Annotated in this window: 27 protein-coding genes; 10 read left to right on the top strand and 17 right to left on the bottom strand. The window is 73.6% G+C overall.

Features of this window, described 5'->3' with window-relative positions:
• Positions 1–132: 132 nt before the first annotated feature.
• A complete protein-coding gene (locus ACIBBA_RS08040; RefSeq protein WP_396694914.1) occupies positions 133–1239 on the bottom strand; it encodes an FAD-dependent monooxygenase in 1107 nt (368 codons plus the stop codon).
• 345 nt (positions 1240–1584) lie between these two features.
• Between ACIBBA_RS08040 and ACIBBA_RS08035 the strand changes: the two genes are divergently transcribed.
• Complete coding sequence (locus tag ACIBBA_RS08035; RefSeq protein WP_396694912.1) at positions 1585–2712, top strand: cellulose binding domain-containing protein; 1128 nt, start codon at positions 1585–1587, stop codon at positions 2710–2712.
• Between the two features lie 81 nt (positions 2713–2793).
• Here the strand turns inward: ACIBBA_RS08035 and ACIBBA_RS08030 are convergent, their stop codons facing one another.
• The 3 genes from ACIBBA_RS08030 to ACIBBA_RS08020 form a co-directional block, all read right to left on the bottom strand.
• Entirely contained in the window at positions 2794–3759 is a 966-nt protein-coding gene (locus ACIBBA_RS08030; RefSeq protein WP_350869227.1) for an N-acetylmuramoyl-L-alanine amidase, read from the bottom strand.
• Positions 3759–3914 carry a hypothetical protein gene (locus tag ACIBBA_RS08025; protein ID WP_350869225.1) on the bottom strand — a complete coding sequence of 52 codons (156 nt, stop codon included), beginning with the start codon at positions 3912–3914 and terminating at the stop codon, positions 3759–3761. The genes ACIBBA_RS08030 and ACIBBA_RS08025 overlap by 1 nt, the downstream gene beginning before the upstream one ends.
• Positions 3915–4052: 138 nt before the next feature.
• Positions 4053–4841, bottom strand: a complete 789-nt coding sequence (locus tag ACIBBA_RS08020; RefSeq protein WP_396694909.1) for an aldo/keto reductase — start codon at positions 4839–4841, stop codon at positions 4053–4055.
• A gap of 135 nt (positions 4842–4976) precedes the next feature.
• Here ACIBBA_RS08020 and ACIBBA_RS08015 point away from each other — a divergent pair, with 135 nt between their 5' ends.
• Entirely contained in the window at positions 4977–6035 is a 1059-nt protein-coding gene (locus ACIBBA_RS08015) for a DNA polymerase ligase N-terminal domain-containing protein (RefSeq protein WP_396694907.1), read from the top strand.
• Between the two features lie 14 nt (positions 6036–6049).
• Positions 6050–7240: a threonine synthase gene (locus tag ACIBBA_RS08010; protein WP_396694905.1), complete on the top strand. Its 1191-nt coding sequence runs from the start codon at positions 6050–6052 to the stop codon at positions 7238–7240.
• A gap of 33 nt (positions 7241–7273) precedes the next feature.
• Here the strand turns inward: ACIBBA_RS08010 and ACIBBA_RS08005 are convergent, their stop codons facing one another.
• From ACIBBA_RS08005 to ACIBBA_RS07990, 4 genes are all read right to left on the bottom strand, one after another.
• A complete protein-coding gene (locus tag ACIBBA_RS08005; RefSeq protein WP_396694903.1) occupies positions 7274–9070 on the bottom strand; it encodes a glycoside hydrolase family 15 protein in 1797 nt (598 codons plus the stop codon).
• A gap of 54 nt (positions 9071–9124) precedes the next feature.
• Positions 9125–9514, bottom strand: coding sequence for a cupin domain-containing protein (locus ACIBBA_RS08000; protein ID WP_357059734.1), 390 nt, complete (start codon positions 9512–9514; stop codon positions 9125–9127).
• Between the two features lie 242 nt (positions 9515–9756).
• Positions 9757–10164, bottom strand: coding sequence for a hypothetical protein (locus tag ACIBBA_RS07995; protein ID WP_357059731.1), 408 nt, complete (start codon positions 10162–10164; stop codon positions 9757–9759).
• A 197-nt stretch (positions 10165–10361) separates the two neighbouring features.
• The gene (locus ACIBBA_RS07990) at positions 10362–10838 is read right to left on the bottom strand and encodes a septum formation initiator (protein ID WP_396694900.1); all 477 of its coding nucleotides are present in this window, start codon (positions 10836–10838) and stop codon (positions 10362–10364) included.
• Positions 10839–10941: 103 nt separating this feature from the next.
• On the opposite strand from ACIBBA_RS07990, the gene ACIBBA_RS07985 reads away from it, so the two are divergent.
• The 3 genes from ACIBBA_RS07985 to ACIBBA_RS07975 all read left to right on the top strand — a co-directional run bounded on the left by ACIBBA_RS07985 (position 10942) and on the right by ACIBBA_RS07975 (position 13561).
• Positions 10942–11637, top strand: coding sequence for a response regulator transcription factor (locus ACIBBA_RS07985; RefSeq protein WP_396694898.1), 696 nt, complete (start codon positions 10942–10944; stop codon positions 11635–11637).
• The gene (locus tag ACIBBA_RS07980) at positions 11634–12911 is read left to right on the top strand and encodes an ATP-binding protein (RefSeq protein WP_396694896.1); all 1278 of its coding nucleotides are present in this window, start codon (positions 11634–11636) and stop codon (positions 12909–12911) included. Before ACIBBA_RS07985 ends, ACIBBA_RS07980 begins: the two co-directional genes overlap by 4 nt.
• A gap of 80 nt (positions 12912–12991) precedes the next feature.
• Complete coding sequence (locus tag ACIBBA_RS07975; RefSeq protein ID WP_396694894.1) at positions 12992–13561, top strand: PepSY domain-containing protein; 570 nt, start codon at positions 12992–12994, stop codon at positions 13559–13561.
• Positions 13562–13702: 141 nt separating this feature from the next.
• On the opposite strand, the gene ACIBBA_RS07970 is transcribed toward ACIBBA_RS07975, so the two are convergent.
• Entirely contained in the window at positions 13703–14590 is an 888-nt protein-coding gene (locus tag ACIBBA_RS07970; RefSeq protein WP_396694892.1) for a sulfotransferase domain-containing protein, read from the bottom strand.
• A gap of 93 nt (positions 14591–14683) precedes the next feature.
• On the opposite strand from ACIBBA_RS07970, the gene ACIBBA_RS07965 reads away from it, so the two are divergent.
• On the top strand, positions 14684–15787 hold the full coding sequence (locus tag ACIBBA_RS07965; RefSeq protein ID WP_396694890.1) for a hypothetical protein: 1104 nt from the start codon (positions 14684–14686) through the stop codon (positions 15785–15787).
• 4 nt (positions 15788–15791) lie between these two features.
• Here ACIBBA_RS07965 and ACIBBA_RS07960 read toward each other — a convergent pair whose 3' ends face one another.
• Together ACIBBA_RS07960 and ACIBBA_RS07955 are read right to left on the bottom strand one after the other, a co-directional pair.
• Positions 15792–16073 carry an adhesin gene (locus ACIBBA_RS07960; protein ID WP_357059712.1) on the bottom strand — a complete coding sequence of 94 codons (282 nt, stop codon included), beginning with the start codon at positions 16071–16073 and terminating at the stop codon, positions 15792–15794.
• Positions 16074–16262: 189 nt separating this feature from the next.
• On the bottom strand, positions 16263–17336 hold the full coding sequence (locus ACIBBA_RS07955) for an NAD(P)-binding domain-containing protein (protein WP_396694888.1): 1074 nt from the start codon (positions 17334–17336) through the stop codon (positions 16263–16265).
• Between the two features lie 118 nt (positions 17337–17454).
• Between ACIBBA_RS07955 and ACIBBA_RS07950 the strand changes: the two genes are divergently transcribed.
• The 3 genes from ACIBBA_RS07950 (at position 17455) to dacB (ending at position 20391) form a co-directional block, all read left to right on the top strand.
• Positions 17455–18180: an MIP/aquaporin family protein gene (locus ACIBBA_RS07950; protein ID WP_396694886.1), complete on the top strand. Its 726-nt coding sequence runs from the start codon at positions 17455–17457 to the stop codon at positions 18178–18180.
• Positions 18181–18301: 121 nt separating this feature from the next.
• Positions 18302–18739: a hypothetical protein gene (locus ACIBBA_RS07945; protein WP_350869192.1), complete on the top strand. Its 438-nt coding sequence runs from the start codon at positions 18302–18304 to the stop codon at positions 18737–18739.
• A gap of 68 nt (positions 18740–18807) precedes the next feature.
• Positions 18808–20391 carry a D-alanyl-D-alanine carboxypeptidase/D-alanyl-D-alanine-endopeptidase gene (dacB, locus tag ACIBBA_RS07940; protein WP_396694884.1) on the top strand — a complete coding sequence of 528 codons (1584 nt, stop codon included), beginning with the start codon at positions 18808–18810 and terminating at the stop codon, positions 20389–20391.
• Positions 20392–20444: 53 nt separating this feature from the next.
• Here the strand turns inward: dacB and ACIBBA_RS07935 are convergent, their stop codons facing one another.
• From ACIBBA_RS07935 to ACIBBA_RS07910, 6 genes are all read right to left on the bottom strand, one after another.
• Positions 20445–20771, bottom strand: coding sequence for a hypothetical protein (locus tag ACIBBA_RS07935; protein WP_396694882.1), 327 nt, complete (start codon positions 20769–20771; stop codon positions 20445–20447).
• A gap of 92 nt (positions 20772–20863) precedes the next feature.
• Positions 20864–21208, bottom strand: a complete 345-nt coding sequence (locus ACIBBA_RS07930) for a DUF1330 domain-containing protein (protein ID WP_396694880.1) — start codon at positions 21206–21208, stop codon at positions 20864–20866.
• 117 nt (positions 21209–21325) lie between these two features.
• Positions 21326–21763, bottom strand: a complete 438-nt coding sequence (locus ACIBBA_RS07925) for a nitroreductase family deazaflavin-dependent oxidoreductase (RefSeq protein ID WP_396694878.1) — start codon at positions 21761–21763, stop codon at positions 21326–21328.
• A gap of 119 nt (positions 21764–21882) precedes the next feature.
• Positions 21883–22827 carry a hypothetical protein gene (locus tag ACIBBA_RS07920; protein WP_396694876.1) on the bottom strand — a complete coding sequence of 315 codons (945 nt, stop codon included), beginning with the start codon at positions 22825–22827 and terminating at the stop codon, positions 21883–21885.
• Positions 22828–23050: 223 nt separating this feature from the next.
• Positions 23051–23500, bottom strand: a complete 450-nt coding sequence (locus ACIBBA_RS07915; protein ID WP_396694874.1) for a pyridoxamine 5'-phosphate oxidase family protein — start codon at positions 23498–23500, stop codon at positions 23051–23053.
• A gap of 45 nt (positions 23501–23545) precedes the next feature.
• Positions 23546–24139 (bottom strand): pentapeptide repeat-containing protein, encoded by a 594-nt coding sequence (locus ACIBBA_RS07910; RefSeq protein ID WP_396694872.1) that lies wholly within the window; start codon positions 24137–24139, stop codon positions 23546–23548.
• Positions 24140–24153 lie beyond the last annotated feature (14 nt).

The following is a 24153-nucleotide window of genomic DNA, read 5'->3' as shown; positions in this document are numbered from 1 at the left end:
TCCGGTTCTCGGTTGTCCCGCTCGGCACGCGCTGATTTCTGCGGGCCGTCATCCGCAAGGAGGATAGTCCCCGGCAGGTGGCCCCCCGGCGTGGGGTGGCCAGCTACGATCTTCGGCCCTCGACCCCGAGGGTCAGAGCGGGCCGAGCAGTAGCCGGTAGTGCTCGCCGAAGATCCGGCCGCCACGCCCGCGCAGCAACGGGTCGCGCAGCGCCGGCGGGACGTCCCGGGTCCGGTTGCGGTCGCGGGTCCGGTCGCGCACCCATCGGGTACGCGGACGACGGCGACTCTCGTACGCGACCAGGGCCGCCTCCACGCTGCCGGCCGCCCTCAGCGATTCGGCCAGCACCACGGCGTCCTCCAGTGCCATCGCCGCGCCCTGGGAGAGGGTCGGCGCGGTCGCGTGCGCGGCGTCGCCGACCAGCAGCACCCGTCCCCGGTACCAACGGCCCAGCTCCACCTCGTCGGTGACTCCGACGTGCACCCACTCCAGCGCGTCCAGCACCTCCGGCACCGGGCCGCCGTACGAGCCGAAGAGCTCGCGCAGCCGGCTGACCGGGTCGGCGGGCCGCTCGGTGCCGGCCTCGTCGGCGTAGCAGTGCAGCCGCCCGGCGCCGATCGGCACGATCAGGAAGCCGGCGCGTTGGCCGAGCAGCGCGGTCCACTCGGTGACCGTCGGGCCGTCGCGCAGCACGGTGCGGTAGACGACCTGCCCGGCGGGTCGGGGCGGGCCGCCGAGCGCGGCGAGCGCGCGTACCGAGGAGCGCGGCCCGTCGGCGCCGATGACCAGGTCGTACTCGGCGGTGGTGCCGTCGACGAAGGTCACCCCGACGCCGGCGGGCAGCAGGTCGAGGGTGCGTACCTCGGCGCCGTGGCGGACCGCTCCGCCGGCCCCGGTGAGCAGGACCCGGTGCAGTTCGGCCCGGGGCAGGGCCCGGCACTCGCCGACCCCGGCCCAGAGGACGTCCAGGTCGACCTCGCAGAGCGGGGCGCCGTCGGCGTCGAGGAAGCGCTGCCGGTGCACGACGTGGCCCAGCGGGCGGACCGGGCCGTCGAGGTCCAGCCGGCGCAGCGCCCGGGCGGCGTTGCCGGGCAGGTAGAGGCCGGTCTCGTGGGACTCGCCCGGCGGCAGCTTCTCGGTGACGTCCGGGCGGAAGCCCGCCATGCGCAGCGCCCGGGCCACGGCCAGACCGGCGATGCCCGCGCCGACGACGAGGATGCGCAGGGGAGAGCCACCCATGGTTGCGGTACGCCTCCGGAGGGGTTCGGCACGCGTCGGATGCAAGACATTACTCGGCGCAATCGGCGCACACCAGGGCTGATCGGCCCGCGCGGGCGCGCGCATCGGGGCCCGGCACCGGTCGGCCGGCGGGCGGAAGCTGTCACCTCGGCGGTTCAGCGCTGTCACTCAGGCGGGGCACCCCTCGCCGAAGGCACCGCGCGCGAAGCCGCACATCCCGGCCGGTTTCCTCCGACCGGTTGCGCGTTCGTTTCACACATGTAAATGTGTCACCGAGCGTGGGAGCGCTCCCGCATCCCGTTCACCCGTTCGGCGCCCGGGCAGCGCCACACCGCTAGGAGCAGCATGAAACGTCGACTTCGGGCCCTCGTGGCCGCCGGCCTGCTGGTCAGCGGCACCATCGTCGCCGTGGCCCTGGGCGGAAACGCATCCGCCGACACCCAGATCTGCGAACAGTACGGCTCGACCGTCATCGGCAACCGCTACGTCGTGCAGAACAACCGCTGGGGCACCACCGCCCAGCAGTGCATCAACGTCACCAGCACCGGCTTCGAGATCACCACCCAGAACGGCAGCAACCCGACCAACGGCGCCCCGACCGCGTACCCGTCGGTCTTCCTCGGCTGCCACTACACCAACTGCTCCCCCGGCACCAACCTGCCGATCCAGGTGAGCCAGATCAGCAGCGCGACCAGCAGCATCAGCTACCGGTACGTCAGCGGCGCCGTCTACAACGCCTCGTACGACATCTGGCTGGACCCCAGTCCGAAGACCGACGGGGTGAACCAGATGGAGATCATGATCTGGCTCAACCGGCAGGGCCCGATCCAGCCCATCGGCTCACCGGTCGGCACCGCCAACCTGGCCGGCCGGAGCTGGGAGGTCTGGCGGGGCAGCAACGGCTCCAACAACGTCATCTCCTACGTCGCGCCGTCCCCGATCACCAGCCTCGACTTCAGCGTGCTCGACTTCATCGCCGACGTCCGCAGCCGGGGCGCGATCACCAACTCCTGGTACCTGACCAGCATCCAGGCCGGCTTCGAGCCGTGGCAGGGCGGCGCCGGGCTCGCGGTGACCGCGTTCTCCGCCGCGGTGAACGGTGGCGGCACCCCGCCGCCCACGACGCCCCCGCCGACCACCCCGCCGCCGGGCGGCGCCGGCTGCGCGGTGACGTACACGCCCAACTCCTGGAACAACGGCTTCACCGCCGACGTACGGATCACCAACACCGGGTCCAGCGCGGTCAACGGCTGGACGCTCACCTATCAACTGCCCGCCGGGCAGCAGGTCACCAGCGCGTGGAACGCCACGGTGAGCCAGAGCGGCTCCACGGTGACCGCGCGGAACCTGAGCTGGAACGGCGCCATCGCCCCCGGCGGCAGCGCCAGCTTCGGCTACCAGGGGACGCTGAGCGGCACGTACTCCTCGCCGACCAGCTTCGCCCTCAACGGCGCCGCCTGCACCCGGGCCTGACCCCGACCGGCGGCGGGACGGCTGCGTGGCTGACCACGCAGCCGCCCCGCCGCCGCTTCGGGCGCCGCGGGGCCCGTCGGGTCAGACCCGGGTGAGGCGGACGGCGTCGGCGATGACCAGGCCGCCGGCCGAGCTCCACCGGCTGACCGCCACCCGGTTGGCGTCGCCGGCCGGGAGCGCGAACGTGCCGAGAATGCGCCACTGCCCGCCGGTCGCCCGCTGGTCGACGGTGATCGTCCGGTTGCCGGTGCTGGTGGCGACGATGTACGGCGTCGAGCTGTTGTAACCGGAGTTCGCCGGCCACCAGGCGTCGACCCGGTAGTTGCCGGCCGCCGGGACGTTGAACCTGTACCAGGCGGCGTCGCTGGCGGCGACGGGGTCGGCGTAGCGGTAGTCGGCGCCGTAGCGCTGCCCGGAGTACGACGAGACGCCCCAGCTCGCGCTGGCGGTGAAGCGGCCGGCGGTGGTGTTGTCCACGATGGACGACCAGGCGGTGCCGCCGCCGGACATCTTGGCGGCCACGTCTGCCCGCATCACGTCCAGGTCGATGAAGGACGGGTCGATCTTGCCGGTGGTGCTGGTCTCCCGGTGGCCCCGGGCATAGCTACTGTCCTTGCCGAGCCGGGTGAGCACGGCGGCGGTCGCCGCGATCGACGCGTTGTACTGCGCCGCGGTCATCTCCTGGTTGACCCCGTTGTAGTCGATCTCCCACCCGATCATGAGGGTGTTGCCGTCGCCGGCCGGGATCGGCCCGCTGCCGCGGCTGGCGCCGGCGTGGTTGCACCGGCCGGCGGAGATGACGTGGAAGACCCCGTGATAGTCGACCAGCGCCTGGCAGAGCGGGCCGGGCAGGTCGGAGCGGCCGTTGATGCAGATGTTCAGCGCCGGGTGCGGGTTGGTGGCGCTGGAGGTGGAGGCGGTGTGGTGCCAGAGCACCCCGATCGGGTTGAAGTCGCCGGGGCGCATCCGGTTGAGCCAGTCCCCCTCGACGACGACCTGGACGCCGGCCGCCCGGAGCACGTCCACCAGCCAGGGAACGGTGGCCATCACGAGCCCCCGAGCAGGTCGGCAAGGCACTCGGGCTTCGGCGCGGCGGCCGCCGGGGCGGGTCGGACGGCGACGGCGGTCAGCGCGGCGGCCACCAGGGCCGGGATGCCGAGCAGACCCCGGCGCCGCAGACGGACGGATCGGGACGTGGCCATGGCGCTCCTTCAGCGGGCGGAGGGATCACGACACATCGACGTACGTGATGGCGGGGACGCTACATCCTCACGTACGTCGATGTCGATACCCTTCACCGCCGGCCTCCCGGCTGAAGGAATTTGGCAGCGGGTCCGGCCTCAGGAGCCGCCGAGCGCATCGATGTCGCGCATCTCCTCGGCGGTCAGCGAGAAGCCGAAGACGTCGGCGTTGGCCCGGATCCGCTCCGGGGTGACGCTCTTGGGGATCACCACGATCTCGTGGTCGATGTGCCAGCGGAGCACCACCTGGGCCGGCGAGACGTTGTGCGCGGCGGCGATCCGGGCCAGCACCGGATCGGACAGCTCGCTGGTCTTGAACGGGCTGTACCCCTCCAGCACGATGCCGCGATCGCGGTGCTCGGCGTGCCGCTGCCGGTCGTACAGGAAGGGGCTCCACCGGATCTGGTTGACCGCCGGGTTCTCCTCGGTGGCCTGGATCAGCTCGTCCATCTGCGCGGTGCTGTAGTTGCTGACCCCGACCGCCCGGGTCAGATCCTCGTCCCGGGCGGCCAGCATCTCCCGCCACATGGGGATGCTGTCAGCGGGCGAGGACGGCGGCCAGTGGATCAGCCAGAGGTCCACATGGTCGGTGCCGAGGGCGCTCAGGCTCGCCTCCAGCGTCTCCCGCTCGCGGCCCGCGCGTTCCGGCGGCAGCTTCGTGGTGATGAAGATGTCCTCCCGGCGCAGGCCGCTCTCCTGCACCGCCCGGCCGACCTCCTTCTCGTTGCCGTACATCGTGGCGGTGTCGATGTGCCGGTAGCCGGCGTCGAGCGCCGCCAGCACGGAGTCGTATCCGGCCTTGCCGGTGGCCTGCCAGGTGCCGAATCCGAGCAGGGGCATCCGCACCTCACCGGAGAGCGGGACGGTGGGCTGGTCATCGTGGTCCATGACGACCGTTCTACTCCTCCTCACCCCCGCCGTGCGGCCGAAACCGGACCCCGCGCCGACCGCGACGACCTGACCAGGCAACCCGGACCCCGCGCTCCGCAGCGGCGCGGCCCGGGTTGCCGGAGAATGCGGGGTGTGGCGGACCGCCTGGAGGAGTACCGGCGCCGGCGCGACGCGGCCCGGACGCCGGAGCCGGTGCCGCGCGAGACGCCACGCCGCCGGCAGGCCGAGGGCGGCGGAGCCCGGTTCGTGATCCAGCAGCACCACGCCCGGAGCCTGCACTGGGACCTGCGGCTGGAGCGCGACGGGGTGCTGGCGTCCTGGGCGGTGCCGCGCGGACTGCCCCGGGATCAGGGCCGCAACCACCTCGCCGTGCACACCGAGGACCACCCGATGGAGTACCTCACCTTCCACGGCGAGATCCCGGCCGGCGAGTACGGCGGCGGCACGATGACCGTCCACGACCGGGGCACCTACCGCTGCGAGAAGTGGCGCGACGACGAGGTCATCGTGGTGCTCGACGGGGAGCGGACCGCCGGGCGCTACGTCCTCTTCGCGACCGGCGGCAAGAACGGCCGGGACTGGATGATCCGGCGTACCGACCCGCCACCCGAGGGCTGGACGGCCATGCCCGAACTGGTCCGCCCGATGCACCCCACGCCGGCCGCCCGGCTGCCCCGCGATGAGCAGGAGTGGGGGTACGAGCTGCGCTGGGACGGCGTCCGGGCGCTGGCGTACGTGTCGGGCGGGCGGTTGCGGCTGCTCTCCGAGACCGACGAGGACGTCACCGGGGCGTACGGCTGGCTGCGGGAGCTGGCCGAGGAGTTGGCCCCCACCGAGGTGGTGCTGGACGGCGTGCTCGTCCGGATCGACGACGCCGGCCGGATCCGCCCGGCCAGGCCGAACGCCCGCGGCCGGGTGCCCGCCGGCGCCCAGTACCTGCTCTTCGACCTGCTCTGGCTGGAGGGGGTGAGCTGCGTCGACCTGCCGTACACCCAGCGCCGGGAGCTGCTCGACGGCCTGGCGCTGACCGGCCCGCACTGGCAGACTCCGCCGTGGTTCCCCGGCACCGGCGCCGAGGCCCTGCGCACCGGCCGGGAGCAGGGGCTGCCCGGGGTGGTGGCGAAACGGCTCGACTCGGCCTACGAGCCGGGCCGGCGGAGCCGGCGCTGGTTGAGCATCGACGCGGCCTGACGGCGAGGAGCGACGTGTACCTGACCCACCTGGAGTGCCCGCGCTGCGGCAAGGAGCACCCGGCCGACCGGCCACAGAACCTCTGCGACTGCGGCTCCCCCGTGCTGGCCCGCTACGACCTGGCCGCGGTGGCCCAGGCGGTCACGCCGGAGCGGTTCACCCTGCGCCCGGCGGATCTGTGGCGCTACCGGGAACTGCTGCCGGTAGCCGACCCCCGGTACGTCACGAGCCTGGGCGAGGGCTGGACGCCACTGCTGCGCACCCCGAACTACGGCGCCGAGATCGGCATCGCGGAGCTGATCGTCAAGGACGAGGGGCTCATCCCGACCGGTTCGTTCAAGGCCCGGGGCGCCGCGGTGGGCATCAGCCGGGCCCGCGAGCTGGGCGTCGAGCACATCGCCATGCCGACCAACGGCAACGCCGGGGCGGCCTGGGCGACGTACGCCGCGCGGGCCGGCATGGGCGCCACCATCGTCATGCCGCTGGACGCGCCGAGCATCTGCCGGCGCGAGTGCGTGGCCGCCGGCGCCGACCTGCGTCTGGTCGACGGGCTGATCAGCGACGCCGGCCGGCGGGTGGCCGAGCTGATCGCCGGCTCCGGCGGCGCGATCTTCGACGCGGGCACGCTGCGCGAGCCGTACCGGCTCGAGGGCAAGAAGACCATGGGGTACGAGATCGTCGAGCAGCTCGGCTGGCAGGTCCCCGACGTAATCATCTATCCGACCGGTGGCGGCGTCGGCCTGATCGGCATCCACAAGGCGCTGCAGGAGCTGCGCGAACTCGGCTGGATCGAGGAGAAGCTGCCCCGGCTGGTGGCGGTGCAGTCCACCGGCTGCGCGCCGATCGTCCGGGCGTTCGCGGCCGGGAACGATCGGGCCGAGCCGTGGACGGACGCGCACACCGTCGCGTTCGGCATCACCGTGCCGGCCCCGCTCGGCGACGAGCTGATCCTGGCCGCGCTGCGCGCCAGCGCCGGCACCGCGGTGGCGGTGAGCGACGAGGAGATCCTCACCGACCTGCGCGACTTCGCCGCCCGGGAAGGGCTGCTGCTCTGCCCCGAGGGGGCGGCCTGCCTGACCGCGGCCCGGCAGCTGCGGGCCGGCGGCTGGATCCGGGCCGGGGAGCGCGTGGTGGTGCTCAACACCGGCGCCGGGCTGAAGTACCCGGAGACGGTCGACGTCTCCGGGGTCCCGGTGCTGGCCTGAGGTGGACCTCCGCCGGCGGTCCGTGCCTGGTGGTCAGAACTGCGTCGGGTCCGTGATTCGCCAGGCCGCGTTGATCAGGCCGATGTGCGACAGCGCCTGCGGAAAGTTCCCCAGGTGCAGGCGACCGGCCGGGTCGATCTGCTCGCTGAACAGCCCGAGGTCGTTGGCGTGCCCGACGACCTGCTCGAACAGCGCCTCGGCGCGCTGCTGTTCGCCGGTCAGCACCAGGCACTCCACCAGCCAGAACGAGCAGAGCACGAAGCCGGCGGGGTCGTGGCTGAACCGCCGGACCAGACCCTCGTCGGTGCCCAGTTCGCGCTCGACGACGGCGATGGTGGCGCGCATCCGTGGGTCGGTGGCCGGCAGGAAGTGCACCACCGGCAGGAAGAGCGCCGAGGCGTCCAGCTCGGTCGAACCGAAGGAGGCGGTGAACGCGCCGATCTCGTCGTTCCAGCCCTCGCGCAGCACGGTCGCGCGGATCTCGTCGCGGACCGCCGCCCAGCGTCGCGGGTCGGCCCGGTCACCGAGCCGGTCCGCCAGACCTACCGCCCGGTCCATGGCCACCCAGCAGAGCACCTTCGACGACACGAAGTGCCGCTCGACCGCCCGGGCCTCCCACATGCCCCGGTCGGGCAGCTGCCAGGTGCACGCCACCTGCTCGGTCAGCCCGAGCACCATCTCCCGCAACTCCTCGTCGAAGGTCTGCCCGAGGTAGTCGCGCAGCCGCCAGACCGATGAGATGATCTCGCCGGGCACGTCGAGCTGCCGCTGCTTCCAGGCCTCGTTGCCGATGCGGACGGGCTGACTACCGGCGTAGCCGTCGAGGTGCGGGCAGTAGTGCTCGCTGATGTCCCGCTCCCCCTGCAGCCCGAAGAGCACCGGCACCGGCTCGTCGCCGATCCGGCCGATAGAGCGGGTGACCCAGGCGAAGAGGCGGGACGCCTCGTGCGGGCAGGCCGCCACCCAGAGCGCGCGCATCGTCATGGAGAAGTCGCGCAGCCAGGAGTAGCGGTAGTCGTAGTTGAGCTGGCCGCCGAGCTGTTCGGGCAGCGAGGTGGTGAGCGCCGCGGCCACCGCGCCGCTGCGGCCGTACGTCAGGCCGGTCAGCGCCGTCGAGCTGGCCCGGACCAGCTCCGGGTACCGGCCCGAGTAGGGGTGCACCTCCCGGAACGCCTCCCAGGCCTGGATCGTCTCGTTGAGCCCGGCCACCGGGTCGAGCCGGGCCGGCGGGTCTCCGTAGGCCGGCGCGTACGCCAGGTCGAAGCCGACAGTCTGCCCGGCCGCGACTTCGAACTCCTGGTGGACCCGATCCCGGTCGGCCCGCAACCGCAGCCCGCCGGCGCGCAGCACCAGCACCGCCGGGCCCGCGGCGGCGAGCACCCCACCGTCCGGCTGCTCGTGCACGTACGGGGTGAGTAGGCCGTGCTCCGGGCGTGGTGCGAAATCCAGCGCCATCCGGACCCGCCCGGTCAGCCCCTCGACCACCCGCAGCAGCACCGCGGGCGACTCCATGCCGAGGTCGTGCCCGCGGGCGCCGGCCGCCGCGGCCAGCGCGTCGGTGACCGCCACGCTCCCTTCCGGGGTGTGGTGCACGGTGCGCAGCACCAGGGTGTCCGGGCTGTAGGCCCGCTCCACCCGGTGCCCGGCCCCGCCGACACCCACCGGCGCCAGCCGGTAGTGGCCGGCGCCGGGGTCGAGGAGCCGGGCGAAGACGGACGGGCTGTCGAACCGGTCCGGGCACCACCAGTCGACGGAGCCATCCAGCCCGACCAGCGCGCCGGAGCGGCAGTCGGAGAGGAATCCGTAGTCGGAGATGGCGGGCTGCTCCATCCGCGGCGGGTACCCCGATCGAATCGGATCAGACCAGCGCCGGCGGCGGCCCCGTCAGCTCGGCGGCTCGTCCTGGCCCGCGGCCTCCGCGGCGTCCGCCTCCTGCTTGGTCCGGTGCACCGCCTGGTCGGCGTGCTCCGGCGGACCGTAGACGGTGTAGAGCACCAGCGGGTTGGGGCCGGTGTTGACGAAGTTGTGCTTGGTACCGGCGGGCACCACCACCAGGTCGCCCTGGACGACCTCCCGCTTCTCCCCGGCGATCCGGGCCTCGCCGGTGCCGCTGACGAAGGTCAGGATCTGGTCGATCCCCTCGTGCACCTCCTCGCCGATCTCGCCGCCCGGCGGAATCGTCATGATCACCAGCTGGGTGTGTTCCCCGGTCCACAGCACCCGCCGGAAGTCCGGGCTCTTCTCGGCGACGGTCGCGATCGTGAAATGCTCCATGCCGCGCTCATACCCGTTCCGGCGGCGCGCCACGCCGGGACTCGCAGATGGTGGAATTCGCCACTCGGCGGAGGTTTGGATCCGTACCGACCGGGGATCGACAAGGCTGACGGGCACTTAGCCGGTCGAGCCAGGTCCCCGCTGGCGTACCGCCGAACGGCTGCGATGGTGGGAGACGGCCAGAGCGCGGCGACGTTCCGACCCAGGTCGGGCGGCGCCGTGCGCTCGTCTGCGCGCTCCTTTCAGGCCAGCACCGCGAGGTGGAACCCGCGGTCGGCGGCGGTGCCGTCGCTGGCGAAGGTCTCCACGAAGACGCCGTTCGGGATGCCCGTCCGGCCGGCCACCGAGATCTCCCCCGCCGGCGCGACGCCGGCGCTGCCGGGCAGGCCGAGCGTGCCGACGTACCCGGCGGCCGACACGTCCTGGTCGAAGATCACTTGATACATGCCGGCGGAGAGGCGGTTGGCGGTCGCGACGCCGAGCCCACGGATCAGGGCGCCGTTGGCGTTGACCACGGCGAAGAGCACCCGCGCGGTCGCCGGCAGGCCGACGGGGGTGCAGGTGGTGAGTTCGTCATCGGCACGAACGACATCGCCCTCCTCCGGTGTGGGTTGGGCCATCGACCCCCGCCGGGATCTCGAGCTGGGCATGCGCGGTCCTCCCTGCTGGCCGGCCGAGCCGGGCAGCGATGAGGCAGTTGTGGGGCAAAGCGGGATCAGCGACGATCGCACCCTTTGTCATCGAACGTAGAGCGGAAATCCGCGCGGCAACCAGTCGCAGCGCTGTCCGATCATGGACACTTGTCGATACCGCGAGGTGGCTTCATATCGCCTGACCTGCTGCGGAGTCAGTCGTCCGGCACCGACACCGGCTCACCACCGAGGCAGCGCACCTGTAGCTCGTGCTTGCCGGCGCCCCCCTCGAATCGCACCTCGACGTCGTCGTCCGGCCCCCGGTCGACGTCGCGCACCCGGAAGCCCTGCGCCGGCGCCCAGGAGACCAGACGTACGCCCTCGGGGGTGCACTCGGCGACGGCGGTGCCACCCGGGGTGGCGAAGCTGCGCCGGGCGCCCGTACCGGTCGACGGCGGGGTGGACGACGGCGGGGCGGTGGCCGGCGACACGCTCGCCGTCGGCCCGGCGGGCGACGCCGAGGGCAACGGATCGGCGGAGAGCGCGCGGGCCACCTCCTCCTCGCTGCGCACCCCACCCGGCGTCCCGGTGATGCTCTCCCCGACCAGCCGGATCGCCGCCAGCCCGATCAGGGTGGCGACGGCGGCGGTGGCCAGCCACCCGGCGGCGACGAGAAGCGAACGGCGGGACATCCTCCGAGTGTCCCCGACCGGAGGTTGGCGCCGGCACAGCACGACCCTAAAGGAGGGTTAACGCACCGCCGGATCGATGCCGACAGCGGTTAGCCTGCGAGCTGTGGCCCGCCTGCTGCTCATCGAGGACGACCTGACCATCCGCACGCCGCTGATCCGGGCGCTGCGCGAACGTGGGCACGCGGTGGCCGCCGCCTCGACCGCGATGGCCGGGCTGCGCGACGCGCTCGACGACCGCCCCGATCTGGTCGTACTCGACCTGGGGCTGCCCGACCTGGACGGTCGCGAGCTGCTGCGGATGCTGCGCGCGGTCAGCTCGGTGCCGGTCATCGTGGCCACCGCCCGGGACGACGAGACCGAGATCGTCCGGGTGCTCGACGCGGGCGCCGACGACTACGTGGTCAAGCCGTTCACCGCGGCCCAGCTCGACGCCCGGGCCCGGGCGGTGCTCCGACGTGGGCCGTCGGGTGCCGGGACGTCCGACCCGGCGCTCGTCGTCGGCGGGTTGCGCGTCGACCCCCGGTCCCGGCAGGTCACCCTCGACGGGGCGCCGATCGAGCTGACCCCGCGCGAGTTCGACCTGCTGCACTACCTCGCCGGCCGCCCCGGGCAGGTGATCACCAAACGGGAGCTGCTCACCGAGGTCTGGCAGATCCCCTACGGCGGCGCCGACAAGACCGTCGATGTGCACCTGTCCTGGTTGCGCCGCAAGCTGGGCGAGAGTGCGCAGGAGCCGCGCTACCTGCACACCGTGCGCGGTGTCGGGGTGCGGCTGGAACCGCCGGCGGCCGCCGGATGAGGGCCCGGCTGGCGCTGCTGGTCGCCGCGGTCAGCGTGCTGATCCTGATCGCGTTCCTGGTGCCGCTGGCGCTGCTGGTGCGGACCGTCGCCGAGGACCGGGCCACCGTGCGGGCCACCGCCGACGCGCAGAGCCTCGTCCCGGTGGTGGGCACCGCCGACCCGGCCACCATCCGGCTCACCGTCGAGCAGCTCGCCGCCGACTCCGGCCGGCCCGTGAGCGTCTACCTGCCCGACGGCGCCGTGCTCGGCGCGCCGGTGCCCCGTACCGCGGCGGTGGCGCTGGCCGCCCGTGGCCAGAGCCTGACCGGGGAGTCCGCGGCGGGCCGGGAGGTGGTCATCGCCGTACAGGGCCGGGCGGACGGCACCGGGGTGATCCGCGTCGAGGTGCCCCGGGCCGAGCTGACCGCGGGAGTGACCCGGGCCTGGCTGGTGCTCGCCCTGCTCGGGGTGCTGCTGGTGCTGATCGGGCTGCTGGTCGCGGACCGGCTGGCGCGCACCCTGGTCCGGCCGATCGGCGCGCTCTCCGCGGTGTCGCACCGGCTCGCCAACGCCGAACTGGACGCCCGGGTCACCCCGTCCGGGCCCGCCGAGCTGCGCGAGGTCGCCGGCGCGCTGAACCATCTGGCCAGCCGGATCCAGGTTCTGCTGGTGCAGGAGCGCGAGCAGGTCGCGGACCTGTCCCACCGGCTGCGTACCCCGTTGACCGCGCTTCGGCTGGAGGCGGAGTCGCTGCGCGACCCGGACGACGCCGCTCGGGTCACCGCCGCGGTGGACGGCGTGGAACGGGCGGTCACCGGCCTGATCCAGCAGGCCCGCTGGCGGCGGTCGCCGGGGGCCGGGCCGGCCGGTTCGGACGCGGCCGGCATCGTCGGCGAGCGGGTGGAGTTCTGGTCGGTGCTCGCCGAGGACACCGGCCGAGCGGTGACCCTCGACCTGTCACCCGGTCCACTCCCGGTCGGCGTGCCCGCCGACGAGCTGGCGGCGGCGGTGGACGCCCTGCTCGGCAACGTCTTCGCGCACACGCCGGACGGCACCCCGTTCACCGTCCGGCTGGTTGGCGACGGCGGGCAGGTGGTGCTGACCGTGGCCGACCGGGGGCCGGGCATGCCGGCCGACGCGGTCCGCCGGGGTGCCAGCGCGGCCGGTTCGACCGGCCTCGGGCTGGACATCGCCCGGCGGGCGGCGCAGGCTTCCGGCGGACTGCTGGAGCTGGCCACCGCCCCGGGCGGCGGGGCGGAGGTCCGCCTCCGGCTCGGCCCGCCGACGGCTTAACCGGGCCTTAGCATCCGCACAGCGCGGTGCTATCCGGGCGAAACCGATCCTCGTAACTACAACCGAGGAAAGGTGGAGACATGAAGCGCAGCGCGATGATCCTGACCACGGCCGGAGCGGCCGTGCTCGCGGTGGCGGGGGTGGCGCTCGGCGTCAGCGCCGCCGACGGGCAGCGCTCCCAGGGCACCACCCTGGCCGCCGCCACGACGGCGCCGGGCACGCCGGACGACAGCACCACCAGCGCCACGCCGGACGACAGCACCGCCAGCGCCACGCCGGACGACAGCGCCTCGGCCGGCGCACCGGGCAGCCCGAGCGGCGCCCCGACGACCAGTGCCGCCCCGGGTCAGAGCACCGGCCCGGCCACCGGCGACCGGGTGGACCAGCAGCGGGCCGGCGAGATCGCGCTGGCCCGGGCCGGTGGCGGACGGATCGTCGAGGTCGAGGCGGAGCAGGAGCACGGCCGTCCGGTGTGGAGCGTGGAGATCGTGGCGGGTGGCACCGAGCACGACATCGACGTGGACCGCGACAGCGGCGCGGTCCTCCGGGCCGAGCAGGAGCCGGCGGACGACGACGACGCTGACGACAACGACGACGACAAGCACGATGACGACGACAGCGACGACGACGATCACGGCGACGACGACTGAGCCTCCGCCGCCCCGGCCCACCGCCCTCAGCCGGCGGCGGGCCGGGGCCGCTCGGCGTCTCGGTCGGTCGGCGATGCGCCAGAGCCACCCGCCGCAGCCACCCGTCGGAGCCGCCCGCGGGTGACGCTGGGCCCGGGTCGGTCAGCGGTTCAGCCAGGCGAGCAGGTCCGGCGGGGCCAGCGCGGCGACCCGGTCCTGGTAGCGGGCCCGGCCCGCCGCGTCGAGCAGCTCCCGCCCCTGCCCGGACCGCCCGGCCCGGAAGAAGGCCTTACGGTCCTTGAGTACCCCGGCCGGGTCGGGGGCGAGCCGCTCGGCCCGCTCCCGCATCCGGGTGAAGGTGGCCGCCTCGACCAGCTCCGGCCAACGCTCGTCCGGCACGGTGAGACCGCACCGGTCCGCGAGCCGGCGCATCTGCGCGTCAAGGTCGCTCAAGAGGTCGGCGTAGTGCACCAGCACCACGTTCGGCTCGTGCCGCCGGGCCCAGGCGTCGCGCAGGTGCCACATCACCCCCGGCAGCGAGTCCAGCTCCGCGCGGGGATCGACCTCCTGGTCCACCCAACGGCTCAGCCACTGCTCGACGGGGGCCGGCGGCTTCGGCGGCTGGGTGGGCGCCGGCTGCCCGGTGAGTTCGCGCATCCGGGCCCGGTCCAGGTTGCGGGCCTGGTGGTAGAGGGAGACGGCCATGTCGAGCGGGTGCCGGGCCACCACCACGTAGGTCACCCGGGGATCGATCGGTACCCCGTCCAGCGGGGTGTGGGTCTTGATGAAGCGCCGGTGCGGCTGGGCGGCGAGCCGTCGGAAGACTTCCTCGCGCGGCTCGACCAGCCAGTCCAGCCACGGTGAGAGCACCGGCAGCGGCGCGGGCAGCTCCGGGGTGCCGAGCACCAGCAGCGCGCAGATCATCTGCATCCAGGTGGTGCCGCTCTTGGACCGGGTGCTGATCACGATGTCCCCGTCGCGGAACGGGAAGCCGAGCCACCGGGCGCTGTCCTCGTCGGACGACCGGTAGCGGTACGGGGTCTCGGGCATCCGGCGATCGTAGTAGCGGGGCCGCCGAGCGTCCGGTCAATTACCGGCCCGATCAGCCCTGGGACGCATGGGAATGCCTGGCTACATTGAACTATGGTGCCCGCCCACGGGGGCCGGGCGGCGGAACCGGTCTACCGCCCCATCCTCGCCACCCGGCGGGGCGAGCTGGAGGCGTTGAGTCACCTCGACGCCACCGCCGCCGCGCTGATCGCCCCGATCCTCGACGTCGACCTGGCCGATCGGTCCACATCGGAGGCGCTCACCCGGCTGCCGGCCGGTCTGCTACCCGCCGTCGACGTCACCGCGCTGCCCGACACGTCGCAGAACGAACTGGTCCGCTGGGGCGTACCGCTGGTGCCGGTGATCGGGCTGGCGGAGAGCGACCGCCGGCTGGCCGCGCACGGCGCCGCGGCCCGGGCGTACGCGCAACGATCGGTGATCCGGCTACGCGCGGGCCGTGACCGCACCGGCCCCGACGCGACGACCTCGGCGGTGGAGCGGATCTGGCGGTTCACCCGGCTCGTGCCGGAGCAGTGCGACCTGTTGGTGGACGCGGGCGACGTGTGCTGCCCAGCGGACGTCCGGCTCGCCGAGCCGCGGGTGCGTCGGCTGCTGGACTGGGCCCGGCGGCACTCCTGGCGCTCGGTGACGGTGGCGGCCGGCGGCCTGCCGCCGACCCTCTCCCGGCTGCCCACCGACGAGCCGGTCCGGCTGGACCGGTGGGACTGGCTGCTCTGGCAGCGCCTCGCCGATTCCGGCGTGGGCTACGGCGACTACGGGGTCGGCTCGGCGCTGCCCGGCGCCGGGCAGCCGGGCGACCGCCTGCCCACCATGTGCTACACCGCCGACGGCGCCTGGTGGATCTACCGCTGGTCGCGGCGGGGCGGGCGGGGTGACGACCGGTTCGCGGACCTGTGCCGCACGCTGGTCGGCGCGCCGCACTGGCCGGCCGCCGGAGCGTCGTTCTCCTGGGGCGACCACGAGATCCTCCGCCGCGCCCGTCGAGGGGCCGGCGCCGGCTCGACCAGCAGCTGGACGGCGTGGAGCACCTCGCACCATCTGGCCCAGGTGCTGGCCGGGCTACGACCACCGAGCCGAGACGGCGGGACTGCGCCCTGGCCGGCCGGGCCGGAGGCGGCGGGCCGTGGCCGACCGCCCCGGGCACAGCGCGGCGGCGAGCCCCGCCGGGCCGGCTGAGTGGCTACTGCCGCTCGGTGAAGCCGAACTGGATGATGCCCTCGTCGTCGACGGTCGCGTCGACGGAGGCGTCGCCGAGGATCTCGGCGGCGTCGGCGTCCAGGAAGATCCGGGCACCCTCGGTGTCCACCACGTGGTCGCCCTGGATCGGCTCGGCGACCAGTTCGACGGTGAGCGAGCCCGCCTCGGCGTCGGCGGCGATGCGCACCCCGCCGTCCTCGGCGACGTCCTGCTGATTGGCCAGGTCACGGATGACCAGGACGGCGTTGTCGGTCATGGTGAGCATGGTGGAACTCCTCGTGGATTCTCTCGGATCGCGGTCGGAACGGCGCAGACCGGGATGTCGGCCCGCGTCCGGGGCACACGTGGGAGGCGATCGCGGGGCGACCCAGTCGACCCACCGCATCGGGGCAGGTGAAGGGCCCCTCAGCACCTACGTTGCCCGCTGCCGGGCGATCCGTCAAATAGAGCGCGGTCAGTCGAGAGCGGTGGCCGGCGTGAGGAGCGCGCGGATCTCGCGGACCGCCGCGCGGCCGGCCCGGTTGGCGCCGATCGTGCTCGCGGAGGGGCCGTACCCGATCAGGTGAATCCGGTCGTCGGCCACCACCCGGGTCCCGTCCATGGTGATCCCGCCGCCCGGGGCGCGCAGTTTCAGCGGGGCGAGGTGGTCGAGCGCGGCGCGGAAGCCGGTGCACCAGAGGATCACGTCGGCGGCGACGAAACGGCCGTCGGCCCAGGCGACCCCGTCGGGCGTGATCCGGTCGAACATGGGTAACCGCGTCAACACACCCTGCTCGCGCAGGCGGCGGACCTCGGGGGTGACCGGCAGTCCGGTGACCCCGACCACGCTGGTCGGCGGGCGGCCGGTTCGGACCCGCGCGTCGACCAGTGCGACGGCAGCCCGACCGTGCTCCGGGGTGAACTCGATCTCCCGGAAGTCGGGCGGACGCCGGGTGACCCAGGTGGTGCCGGCGGCGACGGCGGAGACCTCGCCGAGCAGTTGGACGGCGGAGGTGCCGGCGCCGACCACCACGACCCGCCGGCCGGCGAACTCCGCCGGCCCGCGGTAGTCGGCGGTGTGCAACTGCCGACCCCGGAACGAGGAGCGGCCGGGATAGTGCGGCCAGAACGGCCGGCTCCAGGTGCCGGTGGCGTTGATCAGGGCCCGGGCGCTCCACCGCCCCCGGTCGGTGTGCAGGTCCAGCCGCCCGTCCGGCTGCGGGTGCACCACCTGGACGCGGACCGGGCGTCGCACCGGCAGCCCGAACTCCCGCTCGTACGCCTCGAAGTAGTCGCTCACCACCTGGGCCGCCTGCTGGTCCGGCGCGGCGGCGGGGAAGGGCATCGCGGGCAGGTCGTGGAAGCCGTGCACCCGCTCGACGGTGAGGGTGGGCCAGCGGTGCCGCCAGGCTCCGCCCGGGCCGTCGTCGGCGTCCAGGATCACGAAGCCGGCGCCGGGGGCGAAGCCGGCGCGGCGCAGGTGGTACCCGGCGGAGAGGCCGGCCTGACCGGCGCCGATCACCACCACGTCGACCGAGCGGGTTTCCACGCCGGGTACAACAGCGGTGGGTCCGTCGCTGTGCCCGCGCACACCGTCGCTCCGCTCACAGTTCGACGGACCTACCATTTCGCACTGGTAAGCCCCATTAGTCCATACGCTGAGCCTCATGAAGGACATGCACCGTTACTTCGCCGAGCTCATCGGCACTCTGCTGCTGGTCTTCTTCGGCGTCGGAAGCGCGGTCGCCGCCCGGATCGAGGGCGGGGTGGTGGTGGTCGCGCTCGCCTTCGGCTTCGTCATGCTGGCCCTGGTCTACACGATCGGGCCACTCTCGGGCAGCCACGTCAACCCGGCGGTCACCCTCGGCGTGCTGCTCTCCGGCCGGATCTCCCTGATCGGCGCGGTCGCCTACTGGATCGCCCAGTTCGTCGGGGCAACCATCGCCGCGTTCATCCTCTGGGCGCTGACCCGGTGGGGCGACGTGGCGGACCAGACCGGCGCGTTGGGCAGCAACGGGTACGGCGGGCACATCAACCGGGGTGGCGCGGCGGTGCTCGAGATCGTGCTGACCTTCCTGTTCGTGCTGGTCGTGCTGGTGGCGGGCACCCGCGCCGACCAGGCGGCCATCTCCGGCGTCGCGATCGGCCTGGCGCTCGCCGTGACCCAGCTGGTCGGCGTCACCCTCGACGGCGCCTCGGTCAACCCGGCCCGGTCCTTCGGCCCGGCCCTCTTCGAGGGCGGCGTCGCCCTGCGGCAGCTCTGGGTGTTCATCGTCTTCCCGCTGCTCGGTGGGGCGCTGGCCGCGCTGGCGGCACCGCTGATCCTCCGGCCGGACGGGCGCTACTGGGGCGGCTCCGACCAGAACGCGGACCGGGGACCCGGACCGGTCTGACACCCGCCCACCCTCGACGCTGCGCAGGGGCCGACCGACGCGGACCGGTCGACGGGAACCGGATGGCCGCGTGTCGGGTCTGACCCGTGGGACCTGGGACCACGGGCTGGGCGGAGGCGTGATGGTGGGACGACATGGCTGGTCGAGACTGTTGCCGGCAGCGGCGCTGGGGCTGCTGCTCACCGGCTGCACGGGTGTCTCGGTGGCCGACGCGCCGACCGAGGGAAAGGGGTCGTACCAGGTCTGGGGCCTGAACGAGGCGTCCAGCGACCTCGACGGCGACAACCCGACGGTAGTCCTCAACGGCGATCTCGAGCGGGACAGCAAGGCGTTCTTCACCGTGGACGGCCGGTGGGATGCCGACGGGTTCGTGCTCGACGACGCCGCCGCCGAGCAGGTGCGCGCACTCGCCGACCACCTGCCCGAGCGGACCGGCGATCCCGCCTGCGAACGGCTGGTGCTGGTCGACGACGGTCTGGTCGACCGGGCGGTGGCCGTGCTGACACCGGTCAGTGGCGAACTGGAGGGTCCGGTGGTCGCGACCCGGCTCGCCGACTGACACTCCGGCGGCAATAACTTTCGGCCTGGGCCCTTCTCTGGCGATTATCTCCATGACAGCATCGACGCATGCATCGACGTCTCTTCCCCCGGACGCTGGCGCTGGTGGCGCTGGTCGCCGCGGCGGCGACCGCCGGCGCGCCCGGCGCCACCGCCGAGGCCCCGGCACCCGCGGTGACCCGCCTCAACGCGACCATCGACGCGATCCTCGCCGACTCCCGGCTGGCCGGAGCGCAGGCCTCGGTGGTCGTGGTCGACACCAGCACCGGCGAGACCCTCTACGACCGCAACGGCGACCGCCGGCTGGTGCCCGCCTCCAACACGAAGCTGCTCACCTCGACCGCGGCCATGGCGCTGCTCGGATCGGGGCACCGCTTCACCACCGACGTGAGCACCAACGGCAAGCGCGCGGGCGGGCTGCTCTCCGGCAACCTCTACCTGCGTGGCGGCGGCGACCCGACGATGCTCGCCGCCGACTACGACGCGCTCGCCGCGCAGATCGCGGCCAAGGGCGTGCGGGTGGTCGCCGGCAACCTCGTCGCCGACGACACCCGCTACGACCGGACCCGGCTCGGGCCGGACTGGACCTGGGACGACGAGCCCTACTACTACGCCGCGCAGATCTCCGCGCTGACGGTCGCGCCGGACACCGACTACGACGCGGGCACCGTGATCGTCCACGCCGCGCCCGGCAAGGCCGCCGGCGCCCGGCCGGTGATCACCACCACCCCGCCGACCGGTTATCTGCGCATCGACAACCGGGCCGAGACGGTGACCGACGGGGAGACGTCGGTCTCCTTCGAGCGCGAGCACGACGGCAACACCATCGTGGTCACCGGCCAGATCGCGGTGGGCGACGAGCCGGCCAGCGACTGGGTCACGGTCTGGGAGCCGACCGGCTACGCCGCCGACGTCTTCCGAACGGCGCTGCACCGGCACGGCGTACGGGTGCTCGGTCGCACGGTGCTCGGCCAGCCCACCCCGGGCGGGGCGACCCCGGTGGCCCGGCACGACTCGATGCCGCTGGCCGAGCTGCTGGTGCCGTTCCTCAAGCTCTCCAACAACGGGCACGCCGAGGTGCTGACCAAGGAGATCGGCCGGGTGCTCGCCGGCTCGGGCACCTGGTCGGCCGGGCTCACCGAGATCAGCGAGTACGTCGCCGGCGCCGGCATGGACACCGGCACGCTGCGCCAGCGGGACGGCTCCGGACTGTCCCGTCGCAACCTCGTGCCGGCCGGCGAGTTCGTGGATCTGCTCGCCGCGGTCCGGGCCGAGCCCTGGTTCGACACCTGGTACGCGGCGCTGCCGATCGCCGGAGAGGCAGAGCGCTTCGTCGGTGGCACGCTGCGCAGCCGGATGCGGGGCACCGTGGCGGCCGGGAACGTGCACGCCAAGACGGGGAGCCTCACCGGCGTCTCCAGCCTCTCCGGCTACGCCACCGACGCCGACGGGCGGCTGCTGGCCTTCTCCGTCGTGTTGAACAACTACCTGGCCTCGACCGTGAAGCCGCTGGAGGACCAGATCGCCATCGCGCTCGCCGGCCACAGCGAGCAGGGCGCCAGCGCCGCGCGGGTGGCGCCACCGGCGGCGCCCGACATGCCGCGCGCGCCGGAAGGAGTGGAGTGCTCCTGGGTCAAGCCGATCGCCTGCTGACTGGCCGGTCCGGTCCCCGGCCCCTGCGTCTCGCGAGGGCCGGGGGCCGCCGGTCAGGCGCCCGGGCGGGTGGGCACCGGTGCCGTCGGGTCGCCGCGTTCGATGAGCGCGGCGATCTCCGCGTCCCGCAGGCCGCGCAGGGCCAGCACCCGGACTCCCCAGCGGTGCAGCCGGCACGGGTGCGGGCTGGCGTCGTTGCGGCAGACCGTCCCGCCGGACCAGCTGCGCGGGGCGTGCACCACCACCGCCCGCACCGCGAACTGGGCGTCCTCACCGGTCACGTAGGGCGGCAGCGGGATCTCCCGGAGCACGTCGCCGACGGGCTCCGCCGCACGGGTCGGGGTGAGGGTAGGGGCGCGGTGGGCGGTGCTGCTGCTCATCTGCGAGACCTCCACACAGGACGGTCAGACCGGGACAGCAGAAAGGTACGTCCGCGTCGACGCGCGGTGACGGACAAACTGTCCCGTCGATCTCAGCCGGCGACCTGCGCGCGCAGCCGGGCCGCGGTCCGCGTCGGGTCGTAGTCGGGCCCGACCCCGGACACGATGATCGCCGAGCCCTCGATGTGCCGGGTCCGCAGCGGCAGGATCTCCTGGTACGCCGGCGAGGCGTACCAGGCGCGGGCCGCCTCCACGTCGGGGAACTCGATGATCACGACGGTTCCGGGCCACTCACCCTCGAGAACCTCCACCTCGGCGCCGTGCACCCGGAACCGACCACCGAACGGATCCAGGGTGGCCTGGATCCGTTCGATGTAGGTGAGCACGTCCTCGTTGGTGTTCGGGGTACGCAGGTGGGCGAGCGCGAACGCGGGCATGAGGGTCCTCCCAGTCGATGCGGCCCGGCCGGCGAGGCCGGGTCGATGGGAGAAGTCTGCGCGGCCCGCGCCGCGCCGTCGATTACCTGCGGGGTAAGGGGACCGCGCGGGTGCGGGTCAGTCGCGTTCCAGCACCACCACCGGGATCTCCCGGTCGGTCTTGGTCTGGTAGTCGTCGTACGCCGGCCAGATCGCCGCCATCGTCTTCCACATCCGCGGCTTCTCCTCCGGCGTGGCGGTACGCGCCCGGGCGGTGAACGTCTCCGCGCCGACCTGCACCTCCACCACCGGATCCGCCAGCAGGTTGCGGTACCAGGCCGGGTGTTCCGGCGCACCGCCCTGCGAGGCGACCACCAGGTAGTTCTCGCCGTCCCGCCCGTAGATGAGGGCGGTGCGACGCGGCTTGCCGCTGCGCCGACCCCGGGTCGTCAGCAGCAGCGTGAACACCCCGGGCCGCCACTCGTGGCCGTCCGCCCCGCCGGTCTGCACGTAGCGGTGGATGTGGTCGGCAACCCAGCTCGTGGGGCTGTCCACGACCTGCTCGCTGGAGGTCATCGCCGAGGTCCCTTCTGATCGACCAGATTCATCGCGCCCACGCTACTCCCGCCCGCACTTGCCGGCCGGACGAACGACCGCCGCCGACCACCGCCGAGAACGGCCGGACGTGTCGCTGGTCAGCGCAGGGCGACCGCCTGGACCCCGACGTTGCCGCAGTCGCCGGTGAAGACCTTCTCGGTGCTCCAGTTGATCAGCAGCCGGGCTCCCCGTGGAGCCCGGAACCGCAGCGTGAACTCGGCGCTGCGGCTGGTGTGTGGATCCTCCATCCGCAGCGTGGTGGTCGGGCCCCCCGTCGAGAGCCGGGCCTCCAACCGGCCTCGGGCCATCCAGAGGCCGGCGTAGAGCCGCACCGTTCGCAGCTCGCCGCTGCCGGCGACGGCCAGCGCGAAACCGTTGCCCGCCCCGCAGGTGTAGACGCCGTTCGGGGTGCCGCTGGCCGCCCGCACCGCGGCGCCGTCCCGCCAGCTGAACACCTCCTGGTTGCCGTCCCAGCCGCCGCGGGCGCCGCGGCCACCCTCGTCCGCGATCTCCCCGGAGCCGTTCCGCTTGCGGACCGTCGAGTCACCGCCGCGCAGCCCCCAGTGCACCCAGTCCCGGGGCCCGGCGGCGGTCAGGTCGACCTCGGCCGGGATGTCGCCCTGGCTGACGGTGAGCACCGCCGGCGCGGGCGTGGGAGTGGTGACCGACGGGGTGGGCGCGACGCTCGGCGGTCGCTGACGGGGCCGCAGCCCGGGGCTGGCCGGCCCGGCGTCGCTCCCCTTCGCCTCGACCGCGGGGAAGCCGGTCGGCCTTCCCACCCCGGCCGGCACCCCGCCGTGCGGGCCCGGCTCGGGCTCCGGACCGGACCCGACGTACGCGATCAGGGCGGTCAGGCTGGCCAGCGCGGCGAGCCCGGCGACCGCCCATCGACGCTGGCGGACCGGGGCCAGCCACCACCGCAGCGCCGGGTGGGCCGCAAACGGGGCCCGCGACCGGTGCCGCGCCGGTGTGCCGGTCGCCCGATGGCCGGCTCCCCGACCGGACGCACCCGTGCCCGTCCGGGTGAAGTCCTCCTCCGCCACCGGTCCTCCGCTCCGCACCGGACGATTCGGCCCGGTGGCGCGCGGCCGTGCCGCGGCACAGTCGTGCCGCGCCCGGTTCGTCGGATCCACCAGAACCGGACGGTCGCGGCGCCCAGTCTGTTACGGCAAGGTAGCGGACATCGATCGGAAGCGGAATCTCGGTACACCTCTTACGGACGGCGGGCCGGGACGTGGCGGGCGACCGCGACGACCGCCCGGAGGATCAGCGCCGCTCGCGGCGTCGCAGCCCCCGACCCGGGTGCCAGCTCTCGATCACCAGGTGGTCGGGCGGGTCACCCACGCGGGTCAGCACCACCTCCGTCAGCTCGATCCGGAACCGGTGCGACCCGTCGTCCGCCGGGGTCTCCTCGTGGGCGATGCCGCTGATCTTCGCGTCGCCGCCCCACGAGGTCGGGTCGTCGGCCGGAGTGTCCTCGGTCGCGCAGTGCAGCGCCACCCGCGGGTCGCGGCGCAGGTCCATCGCCTTGCGGGCCCCGGTCATGCTGCCCAGGCGCAGGTGATCCGCGCCGAAGTCGAACTCGGTGCCGCTGATCCGCGGCGCGCCGTCGCGGCGCAGCGTCGCCATCGTGCCGTGCTTGCCGACCGCGAAGCGGGCCCGCACCCGCTCGGCGAACTCGGGTTGTTCCTCGACCAGATCCGACCACCACGCCATGTGGCCACCATGACAGTCAAACCTGACAGCCGCCGTTGACTTTTGTCAGCGGATCTCGAAGCCGAGCGCCCGGGCGATCATCATCGCCTGCTCCGGGTCGACGACCGCGCCGGCCCGCTCGACGACCAGCGGGTCGAGCGCGCTCAGGTCGCTGCCGCGCAGGTCGGCCCCGCTCAGCCGGGAGCTGTGCAGCTGCGCGCCGGAGAGGTCGACGCCGGTCACCGTGGCCCCGGTGAGGTTGGCCCCGGTCAGGTCGACCTCGCGCATCCGTACGTCGGTCAGCCGGACGCCGCGCAGGTCGGCGCCGGGCAGCGCGGCGAACGACCAGTCGCCACCGGCGACCGTCAGCGGACGCAGGTCGCACTGGCTGAACGTGCTGCCGACCAGCTTGCAGCCGGTGAACTCGGCCTCGAAGAAGTTGCACCGCTTGAAGACGCAGCGGGTGAAGGCGGAGTCGACGTGTCGAGAGGCGTTGAAGAGCACGTTGCCGAAGGTGCAGCCGGTGAAGACCGCGCCCCGGCTGACCGCCTCGGTCAGGTCCACGTGGAAGAACTCACAGCCCACGAAGTGCCGCTCGGTCAGCTCCTCGCCGTACCAGTCCTCGTGGCGGAAGGTGGTGTCCTCGGTCAGCTCCGGCATCCGGCCAGGCTAGT

This window comes from Micromonospora sp. NPDC051006 (assembly GCF_044456245.1).
GTDB lineage: Bacteria > Actinomycetota > Actinomycetes > Mycobacteriales > Micromonosporaceae > Micromonospora.
The sequence above is the reverse complement of the archived record's forward strand: the minus strand, read 5'-3'. Positions and strand labels throughout refer to the sequence as shown.

Coding starts and splice junctions, on each gene's coding strand:
- ACIBBA_RS08005 (WP_396694903.1), bottom strand. CDS start 9,070: ATGGAGCAGCCCGCCATCTCCGACTACGGATTCCTCTCCGACTGCCGC.
- ACIBBA_RS07925 (WP_396694878.1), bottom strand. CDS start 21,763: ATGACCTCCAGCGAGCAGGTCGTGGACAGCCCCACGAGCTGGGTTGCC.
- ACIBBA_RS08035 (WP_396694912.1), top strand. CDS start 1,585: ATGAAACGTCGACTTCGGGCCCTCGTGGCCGCCGGCCTGCTGGTCAGC.
- ACIBBA_RS07910 (WP_396694872.1), bottom strand. CDS start 24,139: ATGCCGGAGCTGACCGAGGACACCACCTTCCGCCACGAGGACTGGTAC.
- ACIBBA_RS07995 (WP_357059731.1), bottom strand. CDS start 10,164: ATGCCCAGCTCGAGATCCCGGCGGGGGTCGATGGCCCAACCCACACCG.
- ACIBBA_RS08040 (WP_396694914.1), bottom strand. CDS start 1,239: ATGGGTGGCTCTCCCCTGCGCATCCTCGTCGTCGGCGCGGGCATCGCC.
- dacB (WP_396694884.1), top strand. CDS start 18,808: ATGCATCGACGTCTCTTCCCCCGGACGCTGGCGCTGGTGGCGCTGGTC.
- ACIBBA_RS07970 (WP_396694892.1), bottom strand. CDS start 14,590: ATGCCCGAGACCCCGTACCGCTACCGGTCGTCCGACGAGGACAGCGCC.
- ACIBBA_RS07990 (WP_396694900.1), bottom strand. CDS start 10,838: ATGTCCCGCCGTTCGCTTCTCGTCGCCGCCGGGTGGCTGGCCACCGCC.
- ACIBBA_RS08025 (WP_350869225.1), bottom strand. CDS start 3,914: ATGGCCACGTCCCGATCCGTCCGTCTGCGGCGCCGGGGTCTGCTCGGC.
- ACIBBA_RS07950 (WP_396694886.1), top strand. CDS start 17,455: ATGAAGGACATGCACCGTTACTTCGCCGAGCTCATCGGCACTCTGCTG.
- ACIBBA_RS08020 (WP_396694909.1), bottom strand. CDS start 4,841: ATGGACCACGATGACCAGCCCACCGTCCCGCTCTCCGGTGAGGTGCGG.
- ACIBBA_RS07960 (WP_357059712.1), bottom strand. CDS start 16,073: ATGCTCACCATGACCGACAACGCCGTCCTGGTCATCCGTGACCTGGCC.
- ACIBBA_RS07975 (WP_396694894.1), top strand. CDS start 12,992: ATGAAGCGCAGCGCGATGATCCTGACCACGGCCGGAGCGGCCGTGCTC.
- ACIBBA_RS07930 (WP_396694880.1), bottom strand. CDS start 21,208: ATGCCCGCGTTCGCGCTCGCCCACCTGCGTACCCCGAACACCAACGAG.
- ACIBBA_RS08000 (WP_357059734.1), bottom strand. CDS start 9,514: ATGGAGCATTTCACGATCGCGACCGTCGCCGAGAAGAGCCCGGACTTC.
- ACIBBA_RS07915 (WP_396694874.1), bottom strand. CDS start 23,500: ATGGCGTGGTGGTCGGATCTGGTCGAGGAACAACCCGAGTTCGCCGAG.
- ACIBBA_RS07965 (WP_396694890.1), top strand. CDS start 14,684: ATGGTGCCCGCCCACGGGGGCCGGGCGGCGGAACCGGTCTACCGCCCC.
- ACIBBA_RS08030 (WP_350869227.1), bottom strand. CDS start 3,759: ATGGCCACCGTTCCCTGGCTGGTGGACGTGCTCCGGGCGGCCGGCGTC.
- ACIBBA_RS07935 (WP_396694882.1), bottom strand. CDS start 20,771: ATGAGCAGCAGCACCGCCCACCGCGCCCCTACCCTCACCCCGACCCGT.
- ACIBBA_RS07945 (WP_350869192.1), top strand. CDS start 18,302: ATGGTGGGACGACATGGCTGGTCGAGACTGTTGCCGGCAGCGGCGCTG.
- ACIBBA_RS07980 (WP_396694896.1), top strand. CDS start 11,634: ATGAGGGCCCGGCTGGCGCTGCTGGTCGCCGCGGTCAGCGTGCTGATC.